General features: G+C 73.1%; 24 protein-coding genes. 7 read left to right on the forward strand and 17 right to left on the reverse strand.

All coding sequences use genetic code 11. The features are described 5' to 3' along the window. The first annotated feature begins 9 nt into the window (after positions 1-9). The 4 genes from AC060K_RS00705 to AC060K_RS00720 all read left to right on the forward strand — a co-directional run bounded on the left by AC060K_RS00705 (position 10) and on the right by AC060K_RS00720 (position 2,661). Entirely contained in the window at positions 10-747 is a 738-nt protein-coding gene (locus tag AC060K_RS00705; RefSeq protein ID WP_483763520.1) for a DUF2625 family protein, read from the forward strand. A gap of 53 nt (positions 748-800) precedes the next feature. Then, complete coding sequence (locus AC060K_RS00710) at positions 801-1,157, forward strand: hypothetical protein (RefSeq protein WP_483763521.1); 357 nt, start codon at positions 801-803, stop codon at positions 1,155-1,157. After that, positions 1,154-1,687, forward strand: a complete 534-nt coding sequence (locus AC060K_RS00715) for a hypothetical protein (protein ID WP_483763522.1) — start codon at positions 1,154-1,156, stop codon at positions 1,685-1,687. Before AC060K_RS00710 ends, AC060K_RS00715 begins: the two co-directional genes overlap by 4 nt. 260 nt (positions 1,688-1,947) lie before the next feature. Further along, complete coding sequence (locus AC060K_RS00720) at positions 1,948-2,661, forward strand: DUF4240 domain-containing protein (protein ID WP_483763523.1); 714 nt, start codon at positions 1,948-1,950, stop codon at positions 2,659-2,661. 18 nt (positions 2,662-2,679) lie between these two features. On the opposite strand, the gene AC060K_RS00725 is transcribed toward AC060K_RS00720, so the two are convergent. From AC060K_RS00725 to AC060K_RS00765, 9 genes are all read right to left on the reverse strand, one after another. After that, positions 2,680-3,159, reverse strand: coding sequence for a YfbM family protein (locus tag AC060K_RS00725; RefSeq protein ID WP_483763524.1), 480 nt, complete (start codon positions 3,157-3,159; stop codon positions 2,680-2,682). A gap of 40 nt (positions 3,160-3,199) precedes the next feature. Continuing rightward, positions 3,200-4,285, reverse strand: a complete 1,086-nt coding sequence (locus AC060K_RS00730) for an AAA family ATPase (protein ID WP_483763525.1) — start codon at positions 4,283-4,285, stop codon at positions 3,200-3,202. A gap of 277 nt (positions 4,286-4,562) precedes the next feature. Next, on the reverse strand, positions 4,563-5,015 hold the full coding sequence (locus AC060K_RS00735) for a nitroreductase family deazaflavin-dependent oxidoreductase (RefSeq protein ID WP_483763526.1): 453 nt from the start codon (positions 5,013-5,015) through the stop codon (positions 4,563-4,565). Further along, a complete protein-coding gene (locus AC060K_RS00740) occupies positions 5,002-5,994 on the reverse strand; it encodes a LuxR C-terminal-related transcriptional regulator (RefSeq protein WP_483763527.1) in 993 nt (330 codons plus the stop codon). The genes AC060K_RS00735 and AC060K_RS00740 overlap by 14 nt, the downstream gene beginning before the upstream one ends. A gap of 156 nt (positions 5,995-6,150) precedes the next feature. Continuing rightward, positions 6,151-6,432 carry a hypothetical protein gene (locus AC060K_RS00745; RefSeq protein WP_483763528.1) on the reverse strand — a complete coding sequence of 94 codons (282 nt, stop codon included), beginning with the start codon at positions 6,430-6,432 and terminating at the stop codon, positions 6,151-6,153. A gap of 13 nt (positions 6,433-6,445) precedes the next feature. Then, on the reverse strand, positions 6,446-6,598 hold the full coding sequence (locus AC060K_RS00750; protein ID WP_483763529.1) for a hypothetical protein: 153 nt from the start codon (positions 6,596-6,598) through the stop codon (positions 6,446-6,448). Between the two features lie 91 nt (positions 6,599-6,689). After that, a complete protein-coding gene (locus AC060K_RS00755) occupies positions 6,690-7,622 on the reverse strand; it encodes a GlxA family transcriptional regulator (RefSeq protein WP_483763530.1) in 933 nt (310 codons plus the stop codon). Next, on the reverse strand, positions 7,619-8,191 hold the full coding sequence (locus tag AC060K_RS00760; RefSeq protein ID WP_483763531.1) for an isochorismatase family protein: 573 nt from the start codon (positions 8,189-8,191) through the stop codon (positions 7,619-7,621). The genes AC060K_RS00755 and AC060K_RS00760 overlap by 4 nt, the downstream gene beginning before the upstream one ends. A gap of 79 nt (positions 8,192-8,270) precedes the next feature. Then, positions 8,271-8,684 (reverse strand): DUF2000 family protein, encoded by a 414-nt coding sequence (locus AC060K_RS00765; protein WP_483763532.1) that lies wholly within the window; start codon positions 8,682-8,684, stop codon positions 8,271-8,273. A 49-nt stretch (positions 8,685-8,733) separates the two neighbouring features. Here AC060K_RS00765 and AC060K_RS00770 point away from each other — a divergent pair, with 49 nt between their 5' ends. After that, positions 8,734-9,528, forward strand: a complete 795-nt coding sequence (locus AC060K_RS00770) for an AraC family transcriptional regulator (RefSeq protein WP_483763533.1) — start codon at positions 8,734-8,736, stop codon at positions 9,526-9,528. On the opposite strand, the gene AC060K_RS00775 is transcribed toward AC060K_RS00770, so the two are convergent. After that, positions 9,510-10,400: an NAD(P)-dependent oxidoreductase gene (locus AC060K_RS00775; RefSeq protein WP_483763534.1), complete on the reverse strand. Its 891-nt coding sequence runs from the start codon at positions 10,398-10,400 to the stop codon at positions 9,510-9,512. The two genes, AC060K_RS00770 and AC060K_RS00775, sit on opposite strands and share 19 nt — an antisense overlap. Beyond that, a complete protein-coding gene (locus AC060K_RS00780) occupies positions 10,397-11,293 on the reverse strand; it encodes an NAD(P)-dependent oxidoreductase (RefSeq protein WP_483763535.1) in 897 nt (298 codons plus the stop codon). Before AC060K_RS00780 ends, AC060K_RS00775 begins: the two co-directional genes overlap by 4 nt. Positions 11,294-11,406: 113 nt before the next feature. Between AC060K_RS00780 and AC060K_RS00785 the strand changes: the two genes are divergently transcribed. Then, positions 11,407-11,787, forward strand: a complete 381-nt coding sequence (locus AC060K_RS00785; protein WP_483763536.1) for a winged helix-turn-helix transcriptional regulator — start codon at positions 11,407-11,409, stop codon at positions 11,785-11,787. Between the two features lie 31 nt (positions 11,788-11,818). On the opposite strand, the gene AC060K_RS00790 is transcribed toward AC060K_RS00785, so the two are convergent. From AC060K_RS00790 to thiD, 5 genes are all read right to left on the reverse strand, one after another. Beyond that, on the reverse strand, positions 11,819-13,198 hold the full coding sequence (locus tag AC060K_RS00790) for a permease prefix domain 1-containing protein (protein ID WP_483763537.1): 1,380 nt from the start codon (positions 13,196-13,198) through the stop codon (positions 11,819-11,821). Further along, a complete protein-coding gene (locus tag AC060K_RS00795; RefSeq protein WP_483763538.1) occupies positions 13,195-13,554 on the reverse strand; it encodes a PadR family transcriptional regulator in 360 nt (119 codons plus the stop codon). Before AC060K_RS00795 ends, AC060K_RS00790 begins: the two co-directional genes overlap by 4 nt. An 84-nt stretch (positions 13,555-13,638) precedes the next feature. Beyond that, the gene (locus AC060K_RS00800) at positions 13,639-14,718 is read right to left on the reverse strand and encodes a winged helix DNA-binding domain-containing protein (RefSeq protein ID WP_483763539.1); all 1,080 of its coding nucleotides are present in this window, start codon (positions 14,716-14,718) and stop codon (positions 13,639-13,641) included. Positions 14,719-14,762: 44 nt separating this feature from the next. After that, a complete protein-coding gene (locus tag AC060K_RS00805; protein WP_483763540.1) occupies positions 14,763-15,167 on the reverse strand; it encodes a VOC family protein in 405 nt (134 codons plus the stop codon). A 25-nt stretch (positions 15,168-15,192) separates the two neighbouring features. Next, positions 15,193-16,083: a bifunctional hydroxymethylpyrimidine kinase/phosphomethylpyrimidine kinase gene (gene thiD, locus AC060K_RS00810; RefSeq protein ID WP_483763541.1), complete on the reverse strand. Its 891-nt coding sequence runs from the start codon at positions 16,081-16,083 to the stop codon at positions 15,193-15,195. A gap of 119 nt (positions 16,084-16,202) precedes the next feature. Between thiD and AC060K_RS00815 the strand changes: the two genes are divergently transcribed. Then, on the forward strand, positions 16,203-17,153 hold the full coding sequence (locus AC060K_RS00815) for an alpha/beta hydrolase (RefSeq protein WP_483763542.1): 951 nt from the start codon (positions 16,203-16,205) through the stop codon (positions 17,151-17,153). Positions 17,154-17,221: 68 nt separating this feature from the next. On the opposite strand, the gene AC060K_RS00820 is transcribed toward AC060K_RS00815, so the two are convergent. Next, positions 17,222-19,189 carry a glycoside hydrolase family 11 protein gene (locus AC060K_RS00820; protein WP_483763543.1) on the reverse strand — a complete coding sequence of 656 codons (1,968 nt, stop codon included), beginning with the start codon at positions 19,187-19,189 and terminating at the stop codon, positions 17,222-17,224. Positions 19,190-19,503: the final 314 nt, after the last annotated feature.

Raw genomic sequence — 19,503 nt, forward strand, 5'->3', positions numbered from 1 at the left:
GATCGGGCGGTGAGAGCGTACGAGAACCTGACCGCTACGCGGAACCCCGCCTGGCCGGACCTGCAGCGACGAGTGGGACAGGCCAGCACCTCGGTCGCGTTCATCGAACCGGCCGAGTCCGTCGCTCGCCACACCCTTGAACAGCTCCAGGTGTCGACGGAGTCGTTCCTCGGCGCGGTCGTGGTCCACACAGGCGGGTTGCTGATCGACCACGGCTGGCTGCGCGTGTACGGGAGCCCGGCACCGGATGACACGACCGGCCTGCCAAGTCTCGCGGCTGTCAACGGGTTCCCGGAGACCGTGGAGGACTCCTGGGCGCCGCAGCACGGGCTCGTCGTCGCGCACGACGTCCTCGGCGGCACCTATGTGATCAACGGTGATGACCCCACCGGAGCGGGCCGTCCCGGGGAGCCCCGCGAGATGACCTACCTCGCCCCCGACACGCTCCAGTGGGAAGCGCTCGGCGCCGGACATGCGGCCTGGCTGGCCTGGGCGCTCGACGGAGGTCTGGACGACTTCACCTCGGGCCTGCGCTGGGACGGCTGGGAGTCCGAGGTCGGGGCGGTGCGGGGCGACCAGGGGCTCAACTTCTTCCCTCCGTTGTGGTCGAGAGAGGCGCACGCGGACCTCGCGGCGACGAGCCGGCTCGCGGTCCCCATGCGGGAGCTCCTCGGCGTGGCGTGGGAGACGGCCGCCCAGGTCGACGGCGTCGACCTTGGACCGCTCGGCAGCTTCCCGAGGGAGTGATTGCTCGGCCCCCGCACACCCCGGTGTGGGTGTCGGGTGGCACGATCAGGCCCATGGGAGTTCTTACGGACTACTTCATCGCCGACTCCGACGCCGAGGCCGCGAGCCATCGCTCCAGCGGCGTCGGTGGGCTCCCTGCTGATGCTCGACACGAGACGCCCGGGACCGACCCGTGGGTCATGCTCGCACCCCTGGAGGAGAGTCTCACGGGCACCCCGTACGACGAGATCGCCGCCGTCGACACGGAGATCGCTCTGGGCGACGAGGTGTTCGTCGCACGAATGCGTGCCGCCGAGGAGCTCTCCGAGGCTGACCCGGCCGTGCTCGACGACTTCCTGGAACGGCTCGCCGAGCTTGCCCGCTCGGCGACCGGCCGAGGGGCGCGACTGTACTGCCGGGTGTCCCTGTGAGTCCGGAACGGCGTGGATCGGCGCACGAGACGGAATCGGTCGCCGCCCGGCTCGCCGGGCGCAGGGTCGCAGAGGTCACCTACTTCCCGCTCGGTTGGGAGCGTGACGACGGTTCTCGGGAGGTCGAGGAGTGGGACCTCAAGGTGGGGCACACGCCCACGATGGGGCTCACCCTCCGGACGGCCGACGGCGCGGAGTTCTCTGCCGGGTGGGAGCAGTCGGAGTGGGAGTTCGGCGTCGTCCTGTGGGCTGGTCCTCCGCCGTTGGTCGCGGAGGCGCTGGAGCGTGGCATCTCTGTGCAGGACCACCCGCTCTGGCGCCCGCTCATCGGCGAGCCTGTGGACGTCGAGGTAGGCCCACGACTGGTCGGTGACGCCGAGCCGCACGCCTACATCAGGCTGCGGGCGGCCGGGCGGACGGTGACGATCGCGGCCGCGGAGCCCTGGGATGAGTCGCCGTCGCCCAGGATCAGGCTGGGCATGGATGCGGTCATGGTGTTCTTCGGGCCGGAAGCACCGCTTGCTGGCTGACGGTCTGCGGTCCTACGTCGAGAACGTGTGCACGCGGACCGAGGACATGCCGGACGCGCCGGCGCCCACACGGGGACGGTGCGCCAGCGGGCCGAGCACCGCCGGTCGGGCGCGGCAGGTGTCCACGCCGACCAGAAAGCCAGGGCGTACCGGGCCGGGCGCACGACGAGGGTCGGGTCCCGGTCAGCACGCCGTCGGGCGGCGATCGACGCCGACCAGCGGTAGGTCTCAGCCTCGAAGTGAACCGTAGAGTTCCCAGCATGGACCGGGAGAAGTTCTGGACGCTCGTCGACGGGGCGCGCACGCGGACGGGCGTCGACATGGCCGGCTCGTTGACCGACGTGCTCGCCGAGCGGTTGACGGCGGAGGAGGTGCTTGAGTTCGGGGCGATCGCCCAGCGCCTCGCAGCCGAGGCGGACACGCATGACCTGGCCGGGGCGATGTATCTCGTCGAGGGCTACCTCAGCGACGACACGTTCATGGACTTCCGTGACGGGCTCATTCTGCTCGGAAGGGAGACGTTCGGGCGTGCCATCGTGGACGCAGACACTCTTGCGGAGTGTGCTCAAGTCGTTGCCGCTGCGTCACGCACGCTGCCTGACATGGAGTCCGTGCTGTCGTTCGAGTCGATCTCGTCGTGCGCGTGCGCCGCGTGGACTCGCCTCACCGGGGGCGATGACGAGGACTACTGGGAGGCTGCCGAGGTGCGGGGAGCGTTCGGCAACGGGGATGACGGTCCCGTTCTCGAAGTCCGTGGAGTGCCCTGGCCGCCTGACGACCTGGACGAGGCGCGACAGCGTCTACCTCGCTTGTCCTCGATGTTCGCCGCCCGCCTCGCGGCCCGCGCACGTCGCCAGCCCGTCCTACTGGCCGCTCCGGGCCGCGCGATACGGGACCTCGACGAGGTCCGTTCCCGGTTCACGGCTTTTCAGGATGGGCTTGCCCGCGGGCGTCGCGACGCGGACCACACATAGCGACGGAGCTCAGCGGGTTCAGCCGATCCAGACCACCATGCCCATCCCGTCGTCCGCGGCGGCGCGGAAGAACCGGACCAGGCCCGTCAGGTTCTCGACGAGCCACGGCCCGCTCTCGGGGTCTTCCCACAACCCGACGGGGTACGTCTCCTGGGCGACCAGGTCGGCCGGGCTGATCGCGGCGACGACCGCGGCCGGGTCCAGCCGGTCGAGCCGGCCGGCCAGCTCGGCGACTCGCCCGGGCCGCAGGAGCCCGGGCGGCCCGAAGCCCCAGTCGTCACCGCCTGGGATCTCCTCGTCACCGTAGACGGCGGCGTCGGAGACGCCTGCCCGCTCCAGCACCACGGCGAGGCCGTGCCACGCCTTGTCGGTGTCGAACAGGCGCGGGTCGTCCGCGTCGTACAGGTCCTCGCGGGACTCGTAGAACGCGTCGGGGTCGGCCACCACCTGCTCGAGGTCCGCCGGCGCGAGGCGGAGGTACTCGCCGATCATGCTCATGCCACGGAGAGTAGCCGCGGGCACCGACAGTGCCCCCGCACTATCCCAGGAGAAGCCCCGCAACCTCCTCCGCCACCTCGTGGGCAGACCGGCCCGTCGTGTCGACGACGCGACCCGGCCCAGGTTCGGCGGCGCTCGCAGCGGCCGCCACGGTGAGCAGGTCCGCCACGCTGCGTCCGCGGAGCGGGTCTCCGGGCTGCGCCCAGCTTCCTCCGTCGCGCCGGCTGAGGACCCGCGCCTCGAGCTCGTCCGGTGCGGCGTGCAGTCGCACGAGGGTGCGCCGCTGCGGTGGGAAGACGGCGTCGTAGGCGGCCAGGCCGCCGTCGTCCACCGGGCCGACGACGACGAGTCGCCGCGACCCGGCCGCCGCGAGCTGTGCGGTGATCGAGGCGGCTGCCCGAGCCTTGACCCCGTGCCGCGCGGGGTCGTCCGGGGGAGCGGGGCAGAACGCGACCTGGTCCAGGTCGAGGTACGCGGTGCGGTCCCCGGTGCCGAGCAGCCGTAGGTAGGCCGAGAACCCGATGGTCGACTTGCCGACCCCGGTCGGCCCGGAGAGCCACAGGACGTCCAGGTCGGCGGGCGTGGGCGTCGGCGGCGTGGGCGTGGCCGGGTTGGCCGGGGCTCGGAGAGGCTCGGGCCAGCCGACGACGGCGTCCCGGACGCCCGCGACGACCGCGCGCACCGTGAGCGCGGTGGTGTCGACGACGTGCTTCGCCCACGCCGCGCGCTCCGACGCGACGGCCTCGGCGAGAGCACCCTCCACCATGTCGGCCGAGCCGCGCTGCTCCAGCCGGGCGGCGAGCACCGCGTCGTCGGCGCGGAGGCGGACCACCGACAGTGCGGCACCGGCGAGCGCGGTCGCGTCCGGCCCGCGATCGGGGTCGACGACGCCGGAGACGACGACGGCCCGCGCGCCGGCCGAGCGGTACGCGTCGACGACGCCGACGAGGTTGCGGGCCTGGAGGCGGTGCCGGCCGGGGTCGTCGGGCGGCTCGGGGTAGCAGATGCCGAGCTGGTCGATGTCGACGTAGGCCACGTCAGGCCCGAGCTGCTCGCTCAGGGCCCAGGCGACGGTCGACTTGCCGGACCCGGGCGGGCCGCAGATCCACAGGACGGGCAGGGGCACGGTCGGAACCTACCGGTCGGGTCGTCGGGGGAGAACTGAATAAGCCAGCTCGAAAATACTGTGCCAAGCGGCTGGGTCGAGTCGCGGGGGGGGGGGGGGGGGGGCGCGCGGGGGGGGGGGGGGGGCCGCGCCCGCCCCCCCGCCCGGCGCGGCGCGTGTGGGGCTGGGGGGTGCGTGCTCGGCTGTGCGCGCCCCCGACCCCCCACCGAACTGCCGATCACGTGCCGCACGCGAGGCCCGGCGGAACCACGCTCCAGGCGCGTTCACCGCCTCCGGGTCACGCAGCAGGCGTCAGCTCGAACACCGGGTGCTCGTCCGCCTCGGCGACGAACGCGGCGACGTCGTCGCCGACCGTGGCCCGGAAGTAGGGCCGGGTCGCGGTCGCGACGCGGACGTACTCCTTCAGCACGGGCCCGGCCTCGGCGGCCCCGACCTCGCACACGGTGTACGAGAGCGACCGGGACCGGCGCCGGAGCGCCACGGACCCGTTGGCGCGCACGTTGCGCACCCAGGACACCACCCCGTAGGGCGCGACGAGCCAGAGCCGGCCGTCGTGCTCCACGACGGTCGCCGGGTGCGTGAGCGGGCGCCCGCTGGTGCGGCCCGTGGTGGTGAGCAGGTACGTGCTGGGGATCAGTCCCAGTGCGACGAACCTGCTGATGACCGCGTCGCCGATGGTCCGGCCGCGGCTTCTCGTGAAGCGACGTACCGGGCGGTCAGGCGAGGTCATCGGAGGTGAGCCAGCCGCGCTGGACGGCGAGGGCCCCGGCCTGGAACCGGCTCGTGGCGTCGAGGCGCTCCATGAGGGCGCTGCTCAGCCGGCGCACCGTCCGGACGGACACGCCGAGCCGGTTGGCGGCGGACTCGTCGGTGGAACCCTTGGCCCACATCCGGAGGAGCTCGCGCTCCTGGGGCGAGAGGCCGTGGTCGTCGCGGGACCGGCTCGCGCCGAGCGGGCTCGACGAGCGCCAGACGTGCTGGAACAGGGCGGCGAGGGCGGCGACGATCCCCGGTGCGGTGAGGAGCACGGCGCCGGAGCCTGCCTCGGCCTGCCACTGCGGTACCAGCGCGTAGTCGTCGTCGATGAGGTGGAGCCGGATCGGGATGGCGGGTGCGAGCCGGATCTCCGCGCCCTGGTCGCGCAGCCAGACGGCGTGCGCGTAGGTCTCGGGGCTGTTGCGGATGCTCTCCAGGTAGACCGTGCGCATCTGCACGCCCCGGCCCAAGAGGGACTCGCCGAGCGGCCGGCTGGCCGCGAGCCCTGCCGCCGTGGTCTTGCGCGTCGGCACGAAGCTGCGCCACTCGGTGGTGCAGTCCCGGGCCAGCCCCACGAGCCGGTCGCGCACGTCCTGCACCGTCTTGAAGACCTCGACGTCGGGCTCCTGGCGCAGGTCGCTCTGCGCGGCGAGCAGCTGCGCCAGGGCGACGCGGCCCTCCTCGATCTCCTGGTTGCGCCGTGCCAGCAGGGCCTGCTCGCGCGCCAGGAGGGCGGGGATGCCGACCGCGGGGCTCACGGCCCGGAGGTTGGGCGAACCGGGCTGCGACTCCTGAACCAGGGCCATCCGCGCCAGCTCGTCGAGCGCGCCGCGCACGGCCTCCGGGGGCCGGCCCATGGTCGTGGCGAGGTTCTCGACGCCGGCTTCGGGCGAGCGCAGCATCTCCAGGTAGACGGCCTCCGCCGTCGGACTGAGTCCCAGGACCTTGAGCATCTCGCCCCATCGTCGCGTGTTGTCGGCGCCTGTTCCGAGAAAGGCGTCATTCCAAGTTCATCATGACTGTACCGGAACCCGGTGACGAGGTGTTACGACGAAAAGTGACGAAGAGGCCCTCGATTTCGGGGGCCTCTTCGTGTCAGGTCGACCGGGTCAGCTCAGCCAGGGCTTGCCGGCCTCCGCGGCGGTGATCTCCCCGAAGGTCCAGCCGTTCTCCATGCCGAGCCGCTCGGCCGCGGTGAAGGTCAGGCGCAGGGCCGTGCGAGCGGCCTGCTCTGCCGGCCCGAGCAGGAAGAAGGCGACGGCGAGGCCGTCCGCCCGGTCCTCCGCGTACACGTGCTCGAGCCGATCCTCGTCCGTGGCCGACGACGTTACGGCGGAGGCGAGGTGGCTCGCGCTCACCGCCGACGCCTGCGCGCGGATGAAGGTCTTCACGAGGTGCACGGTGTCAGTCCCACTGGGGGTCGGAGCTGACCGATGCCTTGTCCCACTGCGGGTCTGCCCGGTCCCACTGGGGGTCGGCCTGGGCGCCCGCGGCGACGGTGAAGGTGAGCCCTGCGCCGATGGCTGCGGCGGCAATGATGCGGATGGTCTTGACCATGGTGGTCTCCGTTCGGTTGGTGTAGTTCCTTCCTATCCGGGTGGTCACCAACCGGACAACGAAATCCGGCTTCCGCTCCGTGCCAAGGGCATTACCTGCCACCTCCGGACGTCGCCGTCGCGTGGTTTCTGAGCCGGCGCAGCATCCGCGCGTCCTGGAATCCCACGCTGCGTGCGGCGGCCTCCACCGTGGCGCCGTGCCCGATGAGGTGCTCCGCGCGCTCACGGCGCAGGGCCTGCTGGTAGCGCAGCGGCGTGAGGCCGGTGGCCCGGGTGAAGAGCCGGGAGAGCGTCCGGCTGGAGACGTCCACGAGGGCGGCCAGGTCGGCGAGCGGGAGCGGCTGCGCGAAGTGGGCGTCGATGTGGTCCTGGACCCGGTGGACGACGTCGTCCACGTGCGACCGGTGCCGCAGCATCGCGCTCGCCTGCTGCTCCTCCCCGTTCCGTCGCGCGTACACGACCAGCTCGCGGGCGACCCGCGCGGCGAGCGCCGGGCCGTGCCGCATGGCGAGGAGGTGCAGGGAGAGGTCGATCCCGCTGGCGATCCCGGCGGAGGTGACCACGCGGTCGTCGGTGGTGAAGAGGACGTCGCGGACCACGCGCGCCCTCGGGTAGCGGGCAGCGAGGTCGTCCTGGACGGCATGGTGGGTGGTGCAGCGGCGGCCGTCGAGCAGCCCGGCCTGGCCGAGCGTGTCCGCGCCGGCGCAGACGCTCGCGACGGTGCCGCCGGCGGCGTGGTGAGCGCGGAGCGCGTCGCGCAGGCAGGCGCTGAGACGGGGCCCGGTCCGCAGCCCCGTCCCGACCCGCCACCCCGGGACGACGACGAGGTCACCGGCTGCGAGCTCGGGCCAGGCGGTGCCGGCGACCAGGGGGAGCCCCTGCGCGGAGGTGACCGCGCCCTCGTCGGACACGTACCTGAGGTCGTACGGGAGGCCGAGGTCGGCCGCCGCGGAGAAGGCCTGCGCGGGGCCTGCCAGGTCGAGCAGGTGGACCCCGGGCAGGAGCACGAACAGGACAGTGGTCACCCGGCCGATGCTGCCACCTTCGGGCGGCCGACGGCGGCCTCGGCCTCCAGCTCGCTGACGGTCGCGATCCGGGCGAACCGGTCGCGGAGCACCGCCTCGGTGCGTTCGAGGATGTCGGCGGCGCTGAACCTGCCCAGGGGGTCCGTGGTGGTGGCGTCGCTGACGAACGTCACGAGGTAGCCGAGGTCGGACGCGACCCGGGCCGTGGTCTCCACGCACTGCTCGGCACGGATGCCGCACACGCGCAGCTCGCGGACGCCGTGCTCGGTGAGGAGCTGCTGCAGGTTGGTGGTGGTGAAGGCGTTGTGCGAGGTCTTGTACAGGAGCGGTTCGCCCGGCAGGGGTTCGGCAAGCTCCTCGAAGAGGCGGACGTACCCCGACTCCGGGTCGAACGTGGTGCCCGTCCCGGGCTCGGTGTGGAGCACCCGGACGACCAGGTCGCCGGCCGCGCGGGCAAGGGCCACGAGCCGGTCGACGCGGCCGGCGATCCCGGGGTTGAGGGTCTCGGCCCAGAGGGGCCGGGCGCGGAAGGACTCCTGGACGTCGATCACGACGAGGGCTCGGTTCATGCTCTGAGCCTGCCCCGCTCGCGCGGGCGGCACGAGACCGGATCCGGCCGACAGGCGGACGGATCCGGTCACGCGCGCGTCAGGGGTGCAGCCGTGCCCCCTTGACCACCTTGTCGACGACGCGGCGGTCGCCCACCACGCCCAGCCCCACGAGGTCGAGCTTCTCGGTGGGCACCCCGGACACAGCGGCCCGGTTGTCGACGTCGTTCCCCGTGGCGAACAGGTCGGCGGTGTACAGGCTGAACCGCAGGCCTCGGTCCGCGGCCCGGCGGCGTGCCGTCGCGAGCAGCTCGCCCGATGCCACCATCACCATCACGGGCACACCGAGCATGGGCAGGTACGTGGCGCCGTCGGCGTCCCGGTACGGCTCGCCGACGAGCTCGGGGCGGGCGGCCGTGATGCCGCTGACGAGGAACGCGGTGACGTTGTTCTCCTGCCAGGCGAGCAGGTCGTCGCGCAGGACGACGACGATCTTGGGCTGGTCGATCTCCATGCCCCGAGCATCCGGCCCCGGCACCGCCTCCGTCTTGTACGTTCTTGACATGGCAGAGGACCCGGACCAGGTGCGGGCGTGGCGGCCCGCCGTGCCGGGCGTGACCGAGGTGCTGCACGCCCGCTGGGCGGAGCACGCCTACCCGCTCCACACCCACGACACCTGGACGGTCCTCGTGATCGACGAGGGCATGGTCGGGTACGCCCTCGACCGGCACGAGCACGCCGCCCTCACCTCCGGCGTGACCGTGCTGCCGCCCCACGTCGCGCACGACGGGCGCTCCGTGACGCACGGCGGGTTCCGCAAGCGCGTCGTCTACCTGGAGTCCGGCATCCTCCCCGAGGCCCTCGTCGGCCGGGCCGTGGACGGCCCGCTGCTCCGCGACCCGGGCCTGCGGTCCGGCGTCGTGCGCCTCGACCGCGCCCTCGTCGCCGGCGACCGGCTCGCCGCCGAGACCGGCCTGGCGCTCGCGGCGGAGCGGATCGCCTGGCACCTGCGGGGCCGGCCGTCGCTGCCCGACGGCGGCCCCGCGTCCGCCGTCGCGCACGGGGCGCGCGACCTGCTCGACGCGGACCCCACCGCCGACGTCCGCCTCGCCGAGGTCGCCGCCGCCCTCGGCGTCACGACCCCGCACCTCGTGCGCGCCTTCACCCGGCAGTTCGGCCTCCCGCCACACCGCTATCTCGTCGGACGGCGGCTCGACCTCGCGCGGCGCAGGCTCCTCGCGGGAGAGCCGGCCGGGGCGGTCGCCGCGGCCACCGGGTTCCACGACCAGTCGCACCTGACCCGGCACTTCCGCCGCCTCCTGCGGACGACCCCCGGCCGTTACCAGCGCGGCGGCTGAGGATCCGCGCCGCGCCGCAGGCTCTCCACGATCCGCGCCGTCCCCTCGGCTCCGCGCCCCGCCGCGACCTGCGCCCGGACCAGCTCCCGGACCATCGCCACGGGCGCGTCGTCCACGCCCTGCTCCCGCGCGGTGCGCTGGATGTGGGCCAGGACAGGATCCGTCCAGTCGAGGCTCTGGTGCCCCGGCACCCTGTAGTCGCCGCCGTCGACGACCTCCGCCAGCCCCGCGAGCTCCTCGGTCATCGCCGCCAGGAACGGCGCCGACCGGGCGGCGAAGTCACGGGCCGGCACACCCGACGCCGCCGTGAGCGCGACCCCGTGCAGGAACCCGGCGAACATCGCGTACATGCCCGACAGCATCGACAGGTCGAGCAGCGACGCCATGCCCGCGTCCTCGCCGTCATACACGCTCGAGGCCCAGACGTCCAGGACGGCCCGATGACGCTCGAACGCATCCCGCGACCCGCTGTAGAAGATCTGCGCGCCCGGACCACCGATCATGGCGGGCACCGCCATGATCGCCCCGTCGAGGTAGTCGGCCCCCTCCCCGGCCGCCCACGACGCCAGCTCGCGGGCCTCGCCGGGAGACGTCGTCGTGACATTGACCAGCGCGCGGCCCCGCAGCAGGTGCGCGACCGGATCCAGGGTCTCCCGCACCGACGCCCGGTCGTACAGACAAGCCACCACCACGCCGGACGCCGCAACAGCCTCCGCGGCGCTCGCGGCCGGCCGCGCACCGTGTGCGGCCAGATCCTCGACACGGCCGGGCGAGCGGTTCCACACCGTCACGGTCTGCCCCGCGGCGATGGACGCGCCGGCGAGCGCCGCCCCCATGGCGCCCGTGCCGAGGAGAGCGAGGTCGGTGGTCATCGGGCCACCTCGGCCAGCGGCTCGCGGATCCCGTCGATGATGCGCGTCCAGTTGTCGCCGCCGTGCCCGTCCTCGATCGCGCGGCGGTAGTGCGCCTGCACGGCCCGGGGGAGGGCGAGGTCGATGCCCGCGGCCTCGCTGGCTGCCACGACATGGTCGGCGGTGGCTCCCATCATGGCGGCCGAGCTGAGGTGGCCGGGGTGGAGCCCTGCGTCGATCTGGGCGCCCGGGTCGTCGCCGGCGCTGAGCATGGCGGGGATCCTGGCGACCGTCTCCATCACCTCCGGCAGGAAGGTGGCGGCGGTCATGCCGGCGGAGCCCACGAGGGCCGTGGCGTGCATGAGCGCGGACAGGGTCGTGAGGAAGACGTCGAGGTGCGCCTGGTACATCAGCTGGGCGAGACCGGGGTCGTCGCCCAGGTAGCGGGGGTCGCCGAGGCGGGCGAGCGTGCTGAGGTGGGTGTCGAGGACGTCGCGGGGGCCGCTGTAGTAGACGAACGCGTCGTCCGTCCCGACCATCGGCGCGGGCGTCATCACGCCGCCCGTCAGGAACGTGGCTCCGTGCTCCGCGGCCCACGCGGCCGCCTCACGCGTCCGGTCCGGGGTGTCCGAGCTGAGGTTGACGACGGTGCGGCCGGCCAGCGCGGAGGCCGCCGGGCCGAGGATGTCGTACATCGCCTGGTAGTCGGTGAGGCTCAGGATCAGGAGGTCGCTCGCGGCGACGGCGTCGGCGGGAGTCGGCGCGAGGGTCGCGCCGTCCCCGACGACGCCGTCGGCGCGGGCCGCCGTGCGGTTCCAGACCGTCACGGGGTGGCCTGCGGCCAGGAGGGTGCGGACCATGGCCTGCCGCATCGGGCCGAGGCCGATCACTGTCACGGCGGGGGAGGTGCTCATCGGGAAGGGCTCCGTTCGTCGGTCGGGCTGTGTTCCCATCCTCAGCACCCGCCTACGATCAGGGAAGTACGCACTATTTGCTGCCGTACTTACCTGAAAGTAAGGGGAGAAGAGTGGGAACGACACCGAGGCGCGGCCCCTACATCTGCGGCATCGACGCGGCGCTCGACGTGGTGAGCGGCAAGTGGAAGGGCCTGATCCTGTGGGAGCTCGACGAGCACGGGACGCGGCGCTTCGCCGAGCTGCGCCGCGGGCTCCCTGGGGTCAGCGAGAAGATGCTCACCCAGCACCTGCGTGAGATGGAGGCGGACGGGCTCGTCGCCCGCAAGGTCTACGCCGAGGTGCCGCCCAAGGTGGAGTACACCCTCACGGAGCACGGGCGTTCGCTCAACGAGGCGCTGGCGCCGCTGGGGGCCTGGGGGAGCGGGCGGATCGCCCGCGAGGGGGCCGAGCTCGTCGACCACCAGGACGCGGACCTGATGCCACGTCCGTGAGGTGGGCCCGGCCCCCCGGGCCGCGCAGCTGTCAGACGAAGCCGAACAGGGGCGGGAAGGCCACCACCACGACGGCTGCCCAGGCGCCGTAGAGCGGCAGGTAGCGGGTCTGCCAGCGCTCGAGCGCGGTGAACGTGCCGCGCCCGCGCAGGAAACCGAGCGTGAGCCAGGCTGACCACGCGAGGTGCGCCAGGAGCAGCAGGTTGAGGCCCAGGGCCGCCACCTTGTTGGGGCTGGAGCCGAACTCCGCGATGCGGGACACCATCGCCGTGAGCATCACGGCGTCCACGGCGAGGGCGGCGCCCACGAGCACGAGCTGCAGGCCGTCGAAGAACCCGGGCGGGGCGAGGGAGTCGCGCGCCGAGACCGAGTAGAGCAGCAGCCCCATCACGAGCAGCAGGACCAGGTCCGTGAGGATGAGGAGCTCGCGGTCGACGTCGTTCAGGCCGCCGCCCGCGGCGAGCACACCGAGGAAAGCGAGCAGCATCACGATCGTCAGCGGGGTGAACACCTTGGTCAGGACCGGGGCGATGTTCTCGACGACGTTCTGCTTGGCCTCCACGAGCCAGGCTGCGACCACGAGGGCGCCCGCAGGGGCGAACGGCATGACCCACTCCTCGAGGAACGGCTCGAAGTCGACGCCCACCAGGCCGAAGATCGCGAACGTGAGCCCGATGAGGACGCCGCCGCCGAGGGCGAGCAGCGCGAGATAGACGACGAGCTCGCCGGTGAAGCGCGCGAAGTCCATGCGGCGGCCGTCCGACCGCCACGCACCGCCGACGTAGGCCAGCCCGACGATCACCCACAGCACGGCCGGCGCGTGCAGGGCGGCCAGGCCCTCCGTCATGCCGATCTCGTTCGCGAACGCCTCGGTGCCGCCCGGAGCGAACGGGTAGGCGTTGAGGACGACCGCCAGGGCCGCGAACGCGGCGAGCAGCACCGCCCCCACGCGGAGCGTGAGCCGGCGCTTCCACGCGAAGTACCCCGCGAGGAACGGGAGCACGAGGAGGCCGACGTTGCGCAGGAGGACCGCGTCGCCGTCGAGCACGGACGTGCCGACCTTGACCGCGATGCCCGCGCCGACGGCGAACAGGAGCACCACCACGAGCTCGCGCCAGGCCGGGGTGCCTGAAGCGGCGGGCTCGTCCGGGACGAGAGCGAGCTGCTTCCACAGCCGGTCGGAGTGCTCGCGGGCGTACTCGCGTGAGACGGCGTCCAGGTTGCCCAGGCGCTTGATGGCGACGAGAAACGCCTCCTCGTCGTCGAGCCCGGTCGTCTGGAGGTCGGTCACCTGCTCGCGCAGGTGGTCCTCGAGCTCCTCGACGTCGGCCCGGGAGATCGCCTGGCGTCGCAGCACGTAGCCGCGCCAGGCGTCGATCTGGGCCTCGAGGCCCTCGGGGAGCCCGGTCATGCCCACACCTCCGTGACGACGGGCCGCTGGGCGGCCTGCCACACCTGCTTGAGCGCGTCGGCGACGACGCTCCACTGCTCCTGACGCTCGGCGAGCACCTCGCGCCCCGCGGGCGTGATCGCGTAGTGCTTGCGGCGGCGCCCGGCCTCGGACGTGCCCCAGGACGACGACACGTAGCCGAGCCGTTCGAGCCGGTGCAGCAGGGGGTAGAGCATCCCGTCGGTCCACTGCATGCGGCCGCCGGAGAGCTCGCTCACCCGCTTGAGGATCGCGTACCCGTAGAGGTCGCCGTCGGCCAGGATCCCCAGGACGAGCGGGGTGGCCGCCGCGGCGACCAGATCTTTCTCGATGCGCACCGGGCGCCTCCTTATACCTAGGACTGCCAGGTATCTAACCCTAGTACTTCTAGGTGTGGCAAGGGGGCGCCCCCGGTGCGGGGATCAGCCGTGTGGCCAAGCAGCGATCGCCGCCTCGATCTCCGCCCGGGTCTCCGCCGGCACCCCCGGGACCAGCTCGACGGGCGGCTCGCCCTTCTTCGGGACGCGGCGCCACGTGCCGACCACCTGACCGTCCACCAGCACGGCGGGCCGGAACACGCCGTTGACGAACGGGATCACCGTCCGCATGGCCTCCTCGGACGCCACCAGCCGCCGGTCCTGGTAGCCGAGCACGATCTCGTCGAACCCGGGCACGAGGTGGACCCCGGCAGGCCGGTCGAGCGGTGCCGAGCCGTGCCCCGGGGCGAGCATCGCCGTCCCGGCGACAGCGACCCGGGCGAGGCCGTCGTCGGGCACCGTGAGCAGCGCGGCGACCGCGGCGCGGACCGGGGTCTTGGGCAGGCCGAGCCACCAGGCGAGGTCGTCGGCCGTGGCGGGGCCGCGGCTCGCGAAGTACTCCCGCGCGAGGCGTCGCAGCAGCACGGCCGGCTCCTCGTCGACGTGAGCGGGCGGCGTGGCGACGAGGAGCTGCTGCGCCCCGGCGAACGGGCCCCAGTGCAGCAGGCCGCGCACCGCCAGGGTGGCGATCAGGTGGTACCCGCGCTGACCCTCGATGGGCACCCCGGCCTGGTGCCAGAGGTCGACCAGGGTGGCACGCGTGACCGCGCTGTCGGACAGCGCCTCCCGGGCGACCGCCTCCGCCCGGGCGATGACGGCGTCGTCGATCCCCTCCCGGACGCGGACCAGCGCGCCCGCCCGGACCATGCGCTCGCCCGTGAGCGACACCAGCGCCGTCAGGTTCTGCGGCGTCGTGGCGAAGAGGGTGCCGCGCTGGGTCCAGCCGCGCACCAGCTCGCCCCGGTCGAAGGCGGCGCGCACGTCGTCCAGCGTGGTCCCGGCGCGCGACCGGACAGCGATCGCCCGCAGCACCGCGGGCAGGTCCTGCCCCTGCAGGGCGACCATGCGCCGGACGACGTCGACCGGCGCGGGCCCGCCGTCCGGGGCGGGGGCCGCGAGCCCCTGCGCGTGCAGGCGGAGGCGGCGTGCGGCGTCGGCGGTGAGCTCAGCGGGTTCGGTGGTCACTCCCGCACGCTATCCGGCGGGTCCGACACTCTCGCCCCGAACGTTCAGAGCACCGGCGACGTGGGCTCCACCAGGCAGAACACGTGACCCACCGGGTCGGCGTAGACCCGGAACAGGTCCGCAGGGTGCCCCTCCTCCTCCGGCGTGCCGGTCAGGGACGTGGCCCCGTGGGCGAGGGCATGCTCGTGGCCGGCGGCGAGGTCGTCCACGGCGAGGTCGAGATGGATCCGCGCGTCGCGGCGCCACGGCGTCACAGGGGCGTCGGACCGCTGGAAGACGATCCGCGGGCCGCCGTGCGGTGCCTCCAGCCGGAGCCAGTCGTTCCCCTCGGGGTCGTCGACCTCGTGACCCGCCTCGTACTCCCAGCCGAGCAGCGGCCGGTAGAACTCGGCCAGCGCCCGCGGGTCCGGACAGTCGAGGACCACTTCGTAGAGCCGCAGAGATGCCATACCGGGCATCGTAACGACGGCGCCGTCAGCTCGCGGGCGTGCCCGACGGCGACCCGGTGGTCACCTGGGCCGAGGGCACCCCCGCCGTGCGCAGCCCGCTGCGCGACCACAGCCCGGCGAAGTGGCTGATCGGGCCGTGGCCACCGCCCACCTGGAGCGACGCGCCGTGAGCGATGGACTCGTGCAGCCACCGCTTCGCCTCCCCGACGGCTCGGACCCAGTCACCGGTGGACACCCGGAGGGTCGCGACGGCCGAGGAGTACGAGCACCCCGTCCCGTGCGTGCTCGACGTCTCGATGCGCACCCCGGGGAACTCCGTCGTCGTGCCTGCGGCGGCGTCCACCAGGGCGTCCGGCGCCTCCGGACCCGCGAGATGCCCGCCCTTGGCGAGGACGCGCACGCCGAACCGCGCCGAGACGGCACGCGCCTGGTCGAGCGCCTCCGCCCAGCTCCCGGCCACGGGCGCCCCCACGAGCACCGCGAGCTCCGGCAGGTTCGGGGTGATGAGGTGCGCCCGAGGCAGCAGGCCGCACAGGGCGGACTCCGCGTCGGCGTCGAGGAGCCGGTCGCCGCTCGTGGCGATCATGACCGGGTCGAGCACCACGACGGGCGGCCGCACCCGCGCCAGCCACCCACCGACCGCGGCCACGATCTCCGCGTTGCCCAGCATGCCGATCTTCACGGCGTCGATCGTCACGTCGTCGCTCACCGCGTCGAGCTGCTCCGTGAGGAACGCGACCGGCGGCACGTGCACGCTCCGCACCCCGCGCGTGTTCTGTGCCACGAGAGCGGTGACGACCGCCATCCCGTAGCCGCCCACGGCGGCGATGCTCTTCAGGTCGGCATGGATCCCGGCGCCGCCGGTCGGGTCGGTGCCGGCGATGCTGAGGACGCGCGGCGTCGTCGGAGAGGTCATCGGGCGCCACCGTAGGCGGTCGGGCGGACGCGTGTCGAGACGCGTCCGCCGACCCACCACCCGCGGGCGGCGACGAGACCGCCTCGACACCCGTGCGCGGCCCCGCGAGACTGCAGCCTGTGCAGATCCACCCCCACCTGGTGCCCCGGCTCGCGCCGCTCCTGGCCATCGACCCGGCAGACGCCGCCAGCCCCGCCGCCCGCGCCCTGATCGACGAGTACTACGCGTCGCTCGCCGCCCCCTGGGAGCCGCCCGCCGTCGACGTCACCGACGAGACGGTGCCCGGCCCGCACGGCGGCGTACCCGTCCGCGTCTACCGCCCGCGCGACGCGGACGGACCGCTGCCCGGGTTCGTGTGGCTGCACGGCGGTGCCTGGGTGCACGGCGGGCTCGACATGCCCGAGGCCCACGTGGTCGCGTCCGAGATCGCCGCGGCGGCCCGCGCCGTCGTCGTCTCCGTGGACTATCACCTGGCCGGACCCGCCGTGCGCTACCCCGTCCCGGTCGACGACACCGTCGCCGTGTGGGAGCACGTCACCACCGGGCGCGTCACCGGACTGGACCCCGCCCGCGTCGCCCTCGGCGGCGCGAGCGCGGGCGGCAACATCGCGCTCGGCGCCGCGCTCCGGCTGCGCGACGGCGGCGGCGCCGCTCCCTCCGGACTGGTGCTCGCCTACCCCGTGGCGCACGTCCCGTTCCCCGCGCCCGACGACGACCTGGGCGAGCTCCTCCGGCAGGTCCCGGCAGTGCTGCGCTTCACCCCCGCACGGTCCTTCGAGGCGCTCGCGACCTACCTGGGCCGCATCGACGACATCCCGCTCGAGGTCTCGCCCGGGCATGCGCGGCTCGCGGGCCTGCCGCCCACCTGGCTGGGGCTGAGCGAGGTGGACACCCTGCGGCCGTCGGGCGACCTGCTGGCCGTGCAGCTCCGGGCCGCGGGCGTGCCGGTCCGGGTGCACGTGGCCGAGGGGATGCTGCACGGGCACCTGAACCAGGTGCCGCGCCCGGCGCTGCCCGGGATCCGGGCGACGCTCGACTTCCTCACGGAGGGGCTGCTGGCGCACTCCTGACGCGAGCTGTCAGAAGCTCCCCGGCACATGTTCCGGAGAGCTTCTGACAACTCGGGGGACTGGTTGCGTCAGGTGGTCGAGCAGCTCGCCGTCGGGAGCGTGGTGCTGCCGTTCTTGTACACGGTGATGCCGAAGCTGTTACCGCTACCGTTCGGTGTCGCCGTGAGGGTGCCGCTGGTGCCGGAGACGCTGGCGTTCCAGCTGCTCTGGAGGGTCTGGCCGCCCTGGAGGTTGATGGACACGCGCCAGCTGCTGGTGCCGCTGACCGAGAGGTTCACGTTGAACCGGTCGGACCAGTCGTCGGCCCGGGTCACGCTCACGGTGCAGGAGCCGCCGGTGGGCGGGGGCGTGGTGCCGCCGCCACCGCTCGTGGACGGAGCGACGGCTCGGCCCGTGTCGGGCGAGATGTGACCCGTGCAGAGGTTGCGCGCCCGGAGGTCCGACAGGATGCCCGGCAGCGCCGAGATCGTGTTGGCGGGCCAGTCGTGCATGAGCATCAGGCCACCGGCCTGGAGCTGGCTCGCCGCCTGGCGGATCTGTGCGGCGCTGGCGTTGTCCCAGTCACGCGAGTCGACGTCCCAGGTGACCGTCCGCAGGCCGAGCGACGACGCGATCGACTGCAGCGTCGAGTTGGTCTCGCCGTACGGCGGGCGGAACACGCGGGCGGTGTAGCCGGCGGTGTTCTGGATGGCCGTCTGCGTGCGCGACAGCTGCGACTGCATCTCGCTGGTGCTCAGCGTCAGCATGTGCGGGTGGTCCCAGCTGTGGTTCCCGATCTGCAGGCCCGCGTTCTTGTACGCCTGCATGAGCGATGCGTTGTTCGTGGCGTTCTGGCCCGTGGGGAAGACGGTTGCCGTGGCGCCGGCGTTCCGCAGCGTGGTGATGAGCTGGTTGGTCGTGCTCGCCGTGGGGCCGTCGTCGAACGTGAGCGCCACGTACCCGGCCGAGCAGGAGGCGGGCGGTGGCGTCGTCGGCGGTGGGGTGGTCGGCGTGCCCCCGCCCCCGCTGGACGAGCAGCTGGCTGTGGGCAGGGTGGTGCTGCCGTTCTTGTAGACGGTGATGCCGAAGCTGTTGCCGTTGCCGTTCGGGGTTGCGGTGAGGGTGCCGGAGGTGCCGGAGACGCTGGCGTTCCAGCTGTTCTGCAGGGTCTGGCCGCCCTGGAGCCCGATGCGGACCGTCCAGGCGGACGTGCCCGAGACGGCGAAGCTGACGTTGAACCTGTCGGACCAGTCGTCGGCCCGGGTCACGCTGACCGTGCAGGTGCCGTCGCCGCTGGGCGGCGGGGTGGTGGGCGGGGGCGTGGTGCCACCGCCCCCGCCGCTGGTGCCGAGGGTGACGTTGGAGCTGCCGGAGGACTGGTAACCCTCGGTGGCCATGATCTGGTAGTAGTGGTTGGTCCCGAGGTTCATGCCCTTGGAGGCCCAGGCGTTGACGTGGTTCTGGAAGGTGATCGTCCCGCTGGTGCGCTTGGACTGGCGCACGGACCAGTACTGGTAGAACGTCGCGGTGCCGTCGATCGAGGGCTGGTTGACGCGCTGGGTGCGGTAGATGTCGTAGGTGCCGCCGTCGCTGGTGACGGTGCCCATGTGGGTGCCGGTGGGCCGGTAGGTGCCCCAGGAGTCCACGACGTAGTACTCGATGAGGGAGTTGCGGGTCCACCCGTAGAGCGTGAGGTAGGCGTTGCCCGAGGGGTTGAACTGGGCGGAGTACGTCACCACCCGGCTGTTCGACCCGGTCTGCCAGCCCTTCCCGGCCACGAAGTTGCCCGTGTTGGACCAGCGGGTGGAGTAGTTGCCGCCGGAGCCGAGGTCCATGGAGACGGTTCCCTGGGAGTCGGTCCAGAACGAGTAGAAGTACCCGTCATGGGTGCCCTCCCCGTTGGTCGTGATCGCGGACGCGGGGGTGGCGACGACGACGCCGCTCACCACCATCGCCACGGCCGTGCCGAGGCTGGCGAGTGCTGCCAGCACCCGTCGGCGGCGCGTGGGAACTGGTCGGGCGGTCAACGATCTCTCCGTCGTAAACGATTTCGACATGTGCACTCCTTCGTGCTGCTGGCCTCGGGATGGTGGTGCATGCGCTCGGCACCCGGGCGACAGTGCGCGGGGGTCGACGTTCATGCGAGGCCGGCACCAGGAGACCCGGCGCCGGCTGCTTGTGCAGCCAGTGTGCTGGGGGTGCGGGGTGGGATCAAGACGCTCGAGCGGGTTAGTTCAAGTCTTAAACGATTCGGGGTGCGGTACCCGGAGGTGCGTGACGCCGGAGCCAGCCCCCGGGGGGATGGCGGGCTCCGGCGTCACTCGGGTCAGGGCTGAACCGGGGTGACCGGCGACCAGGGGGATCGGACCGG

It is taken from the genome of Antribacter sp. NEAU-D49 (genome assembly GCF_057158775.1).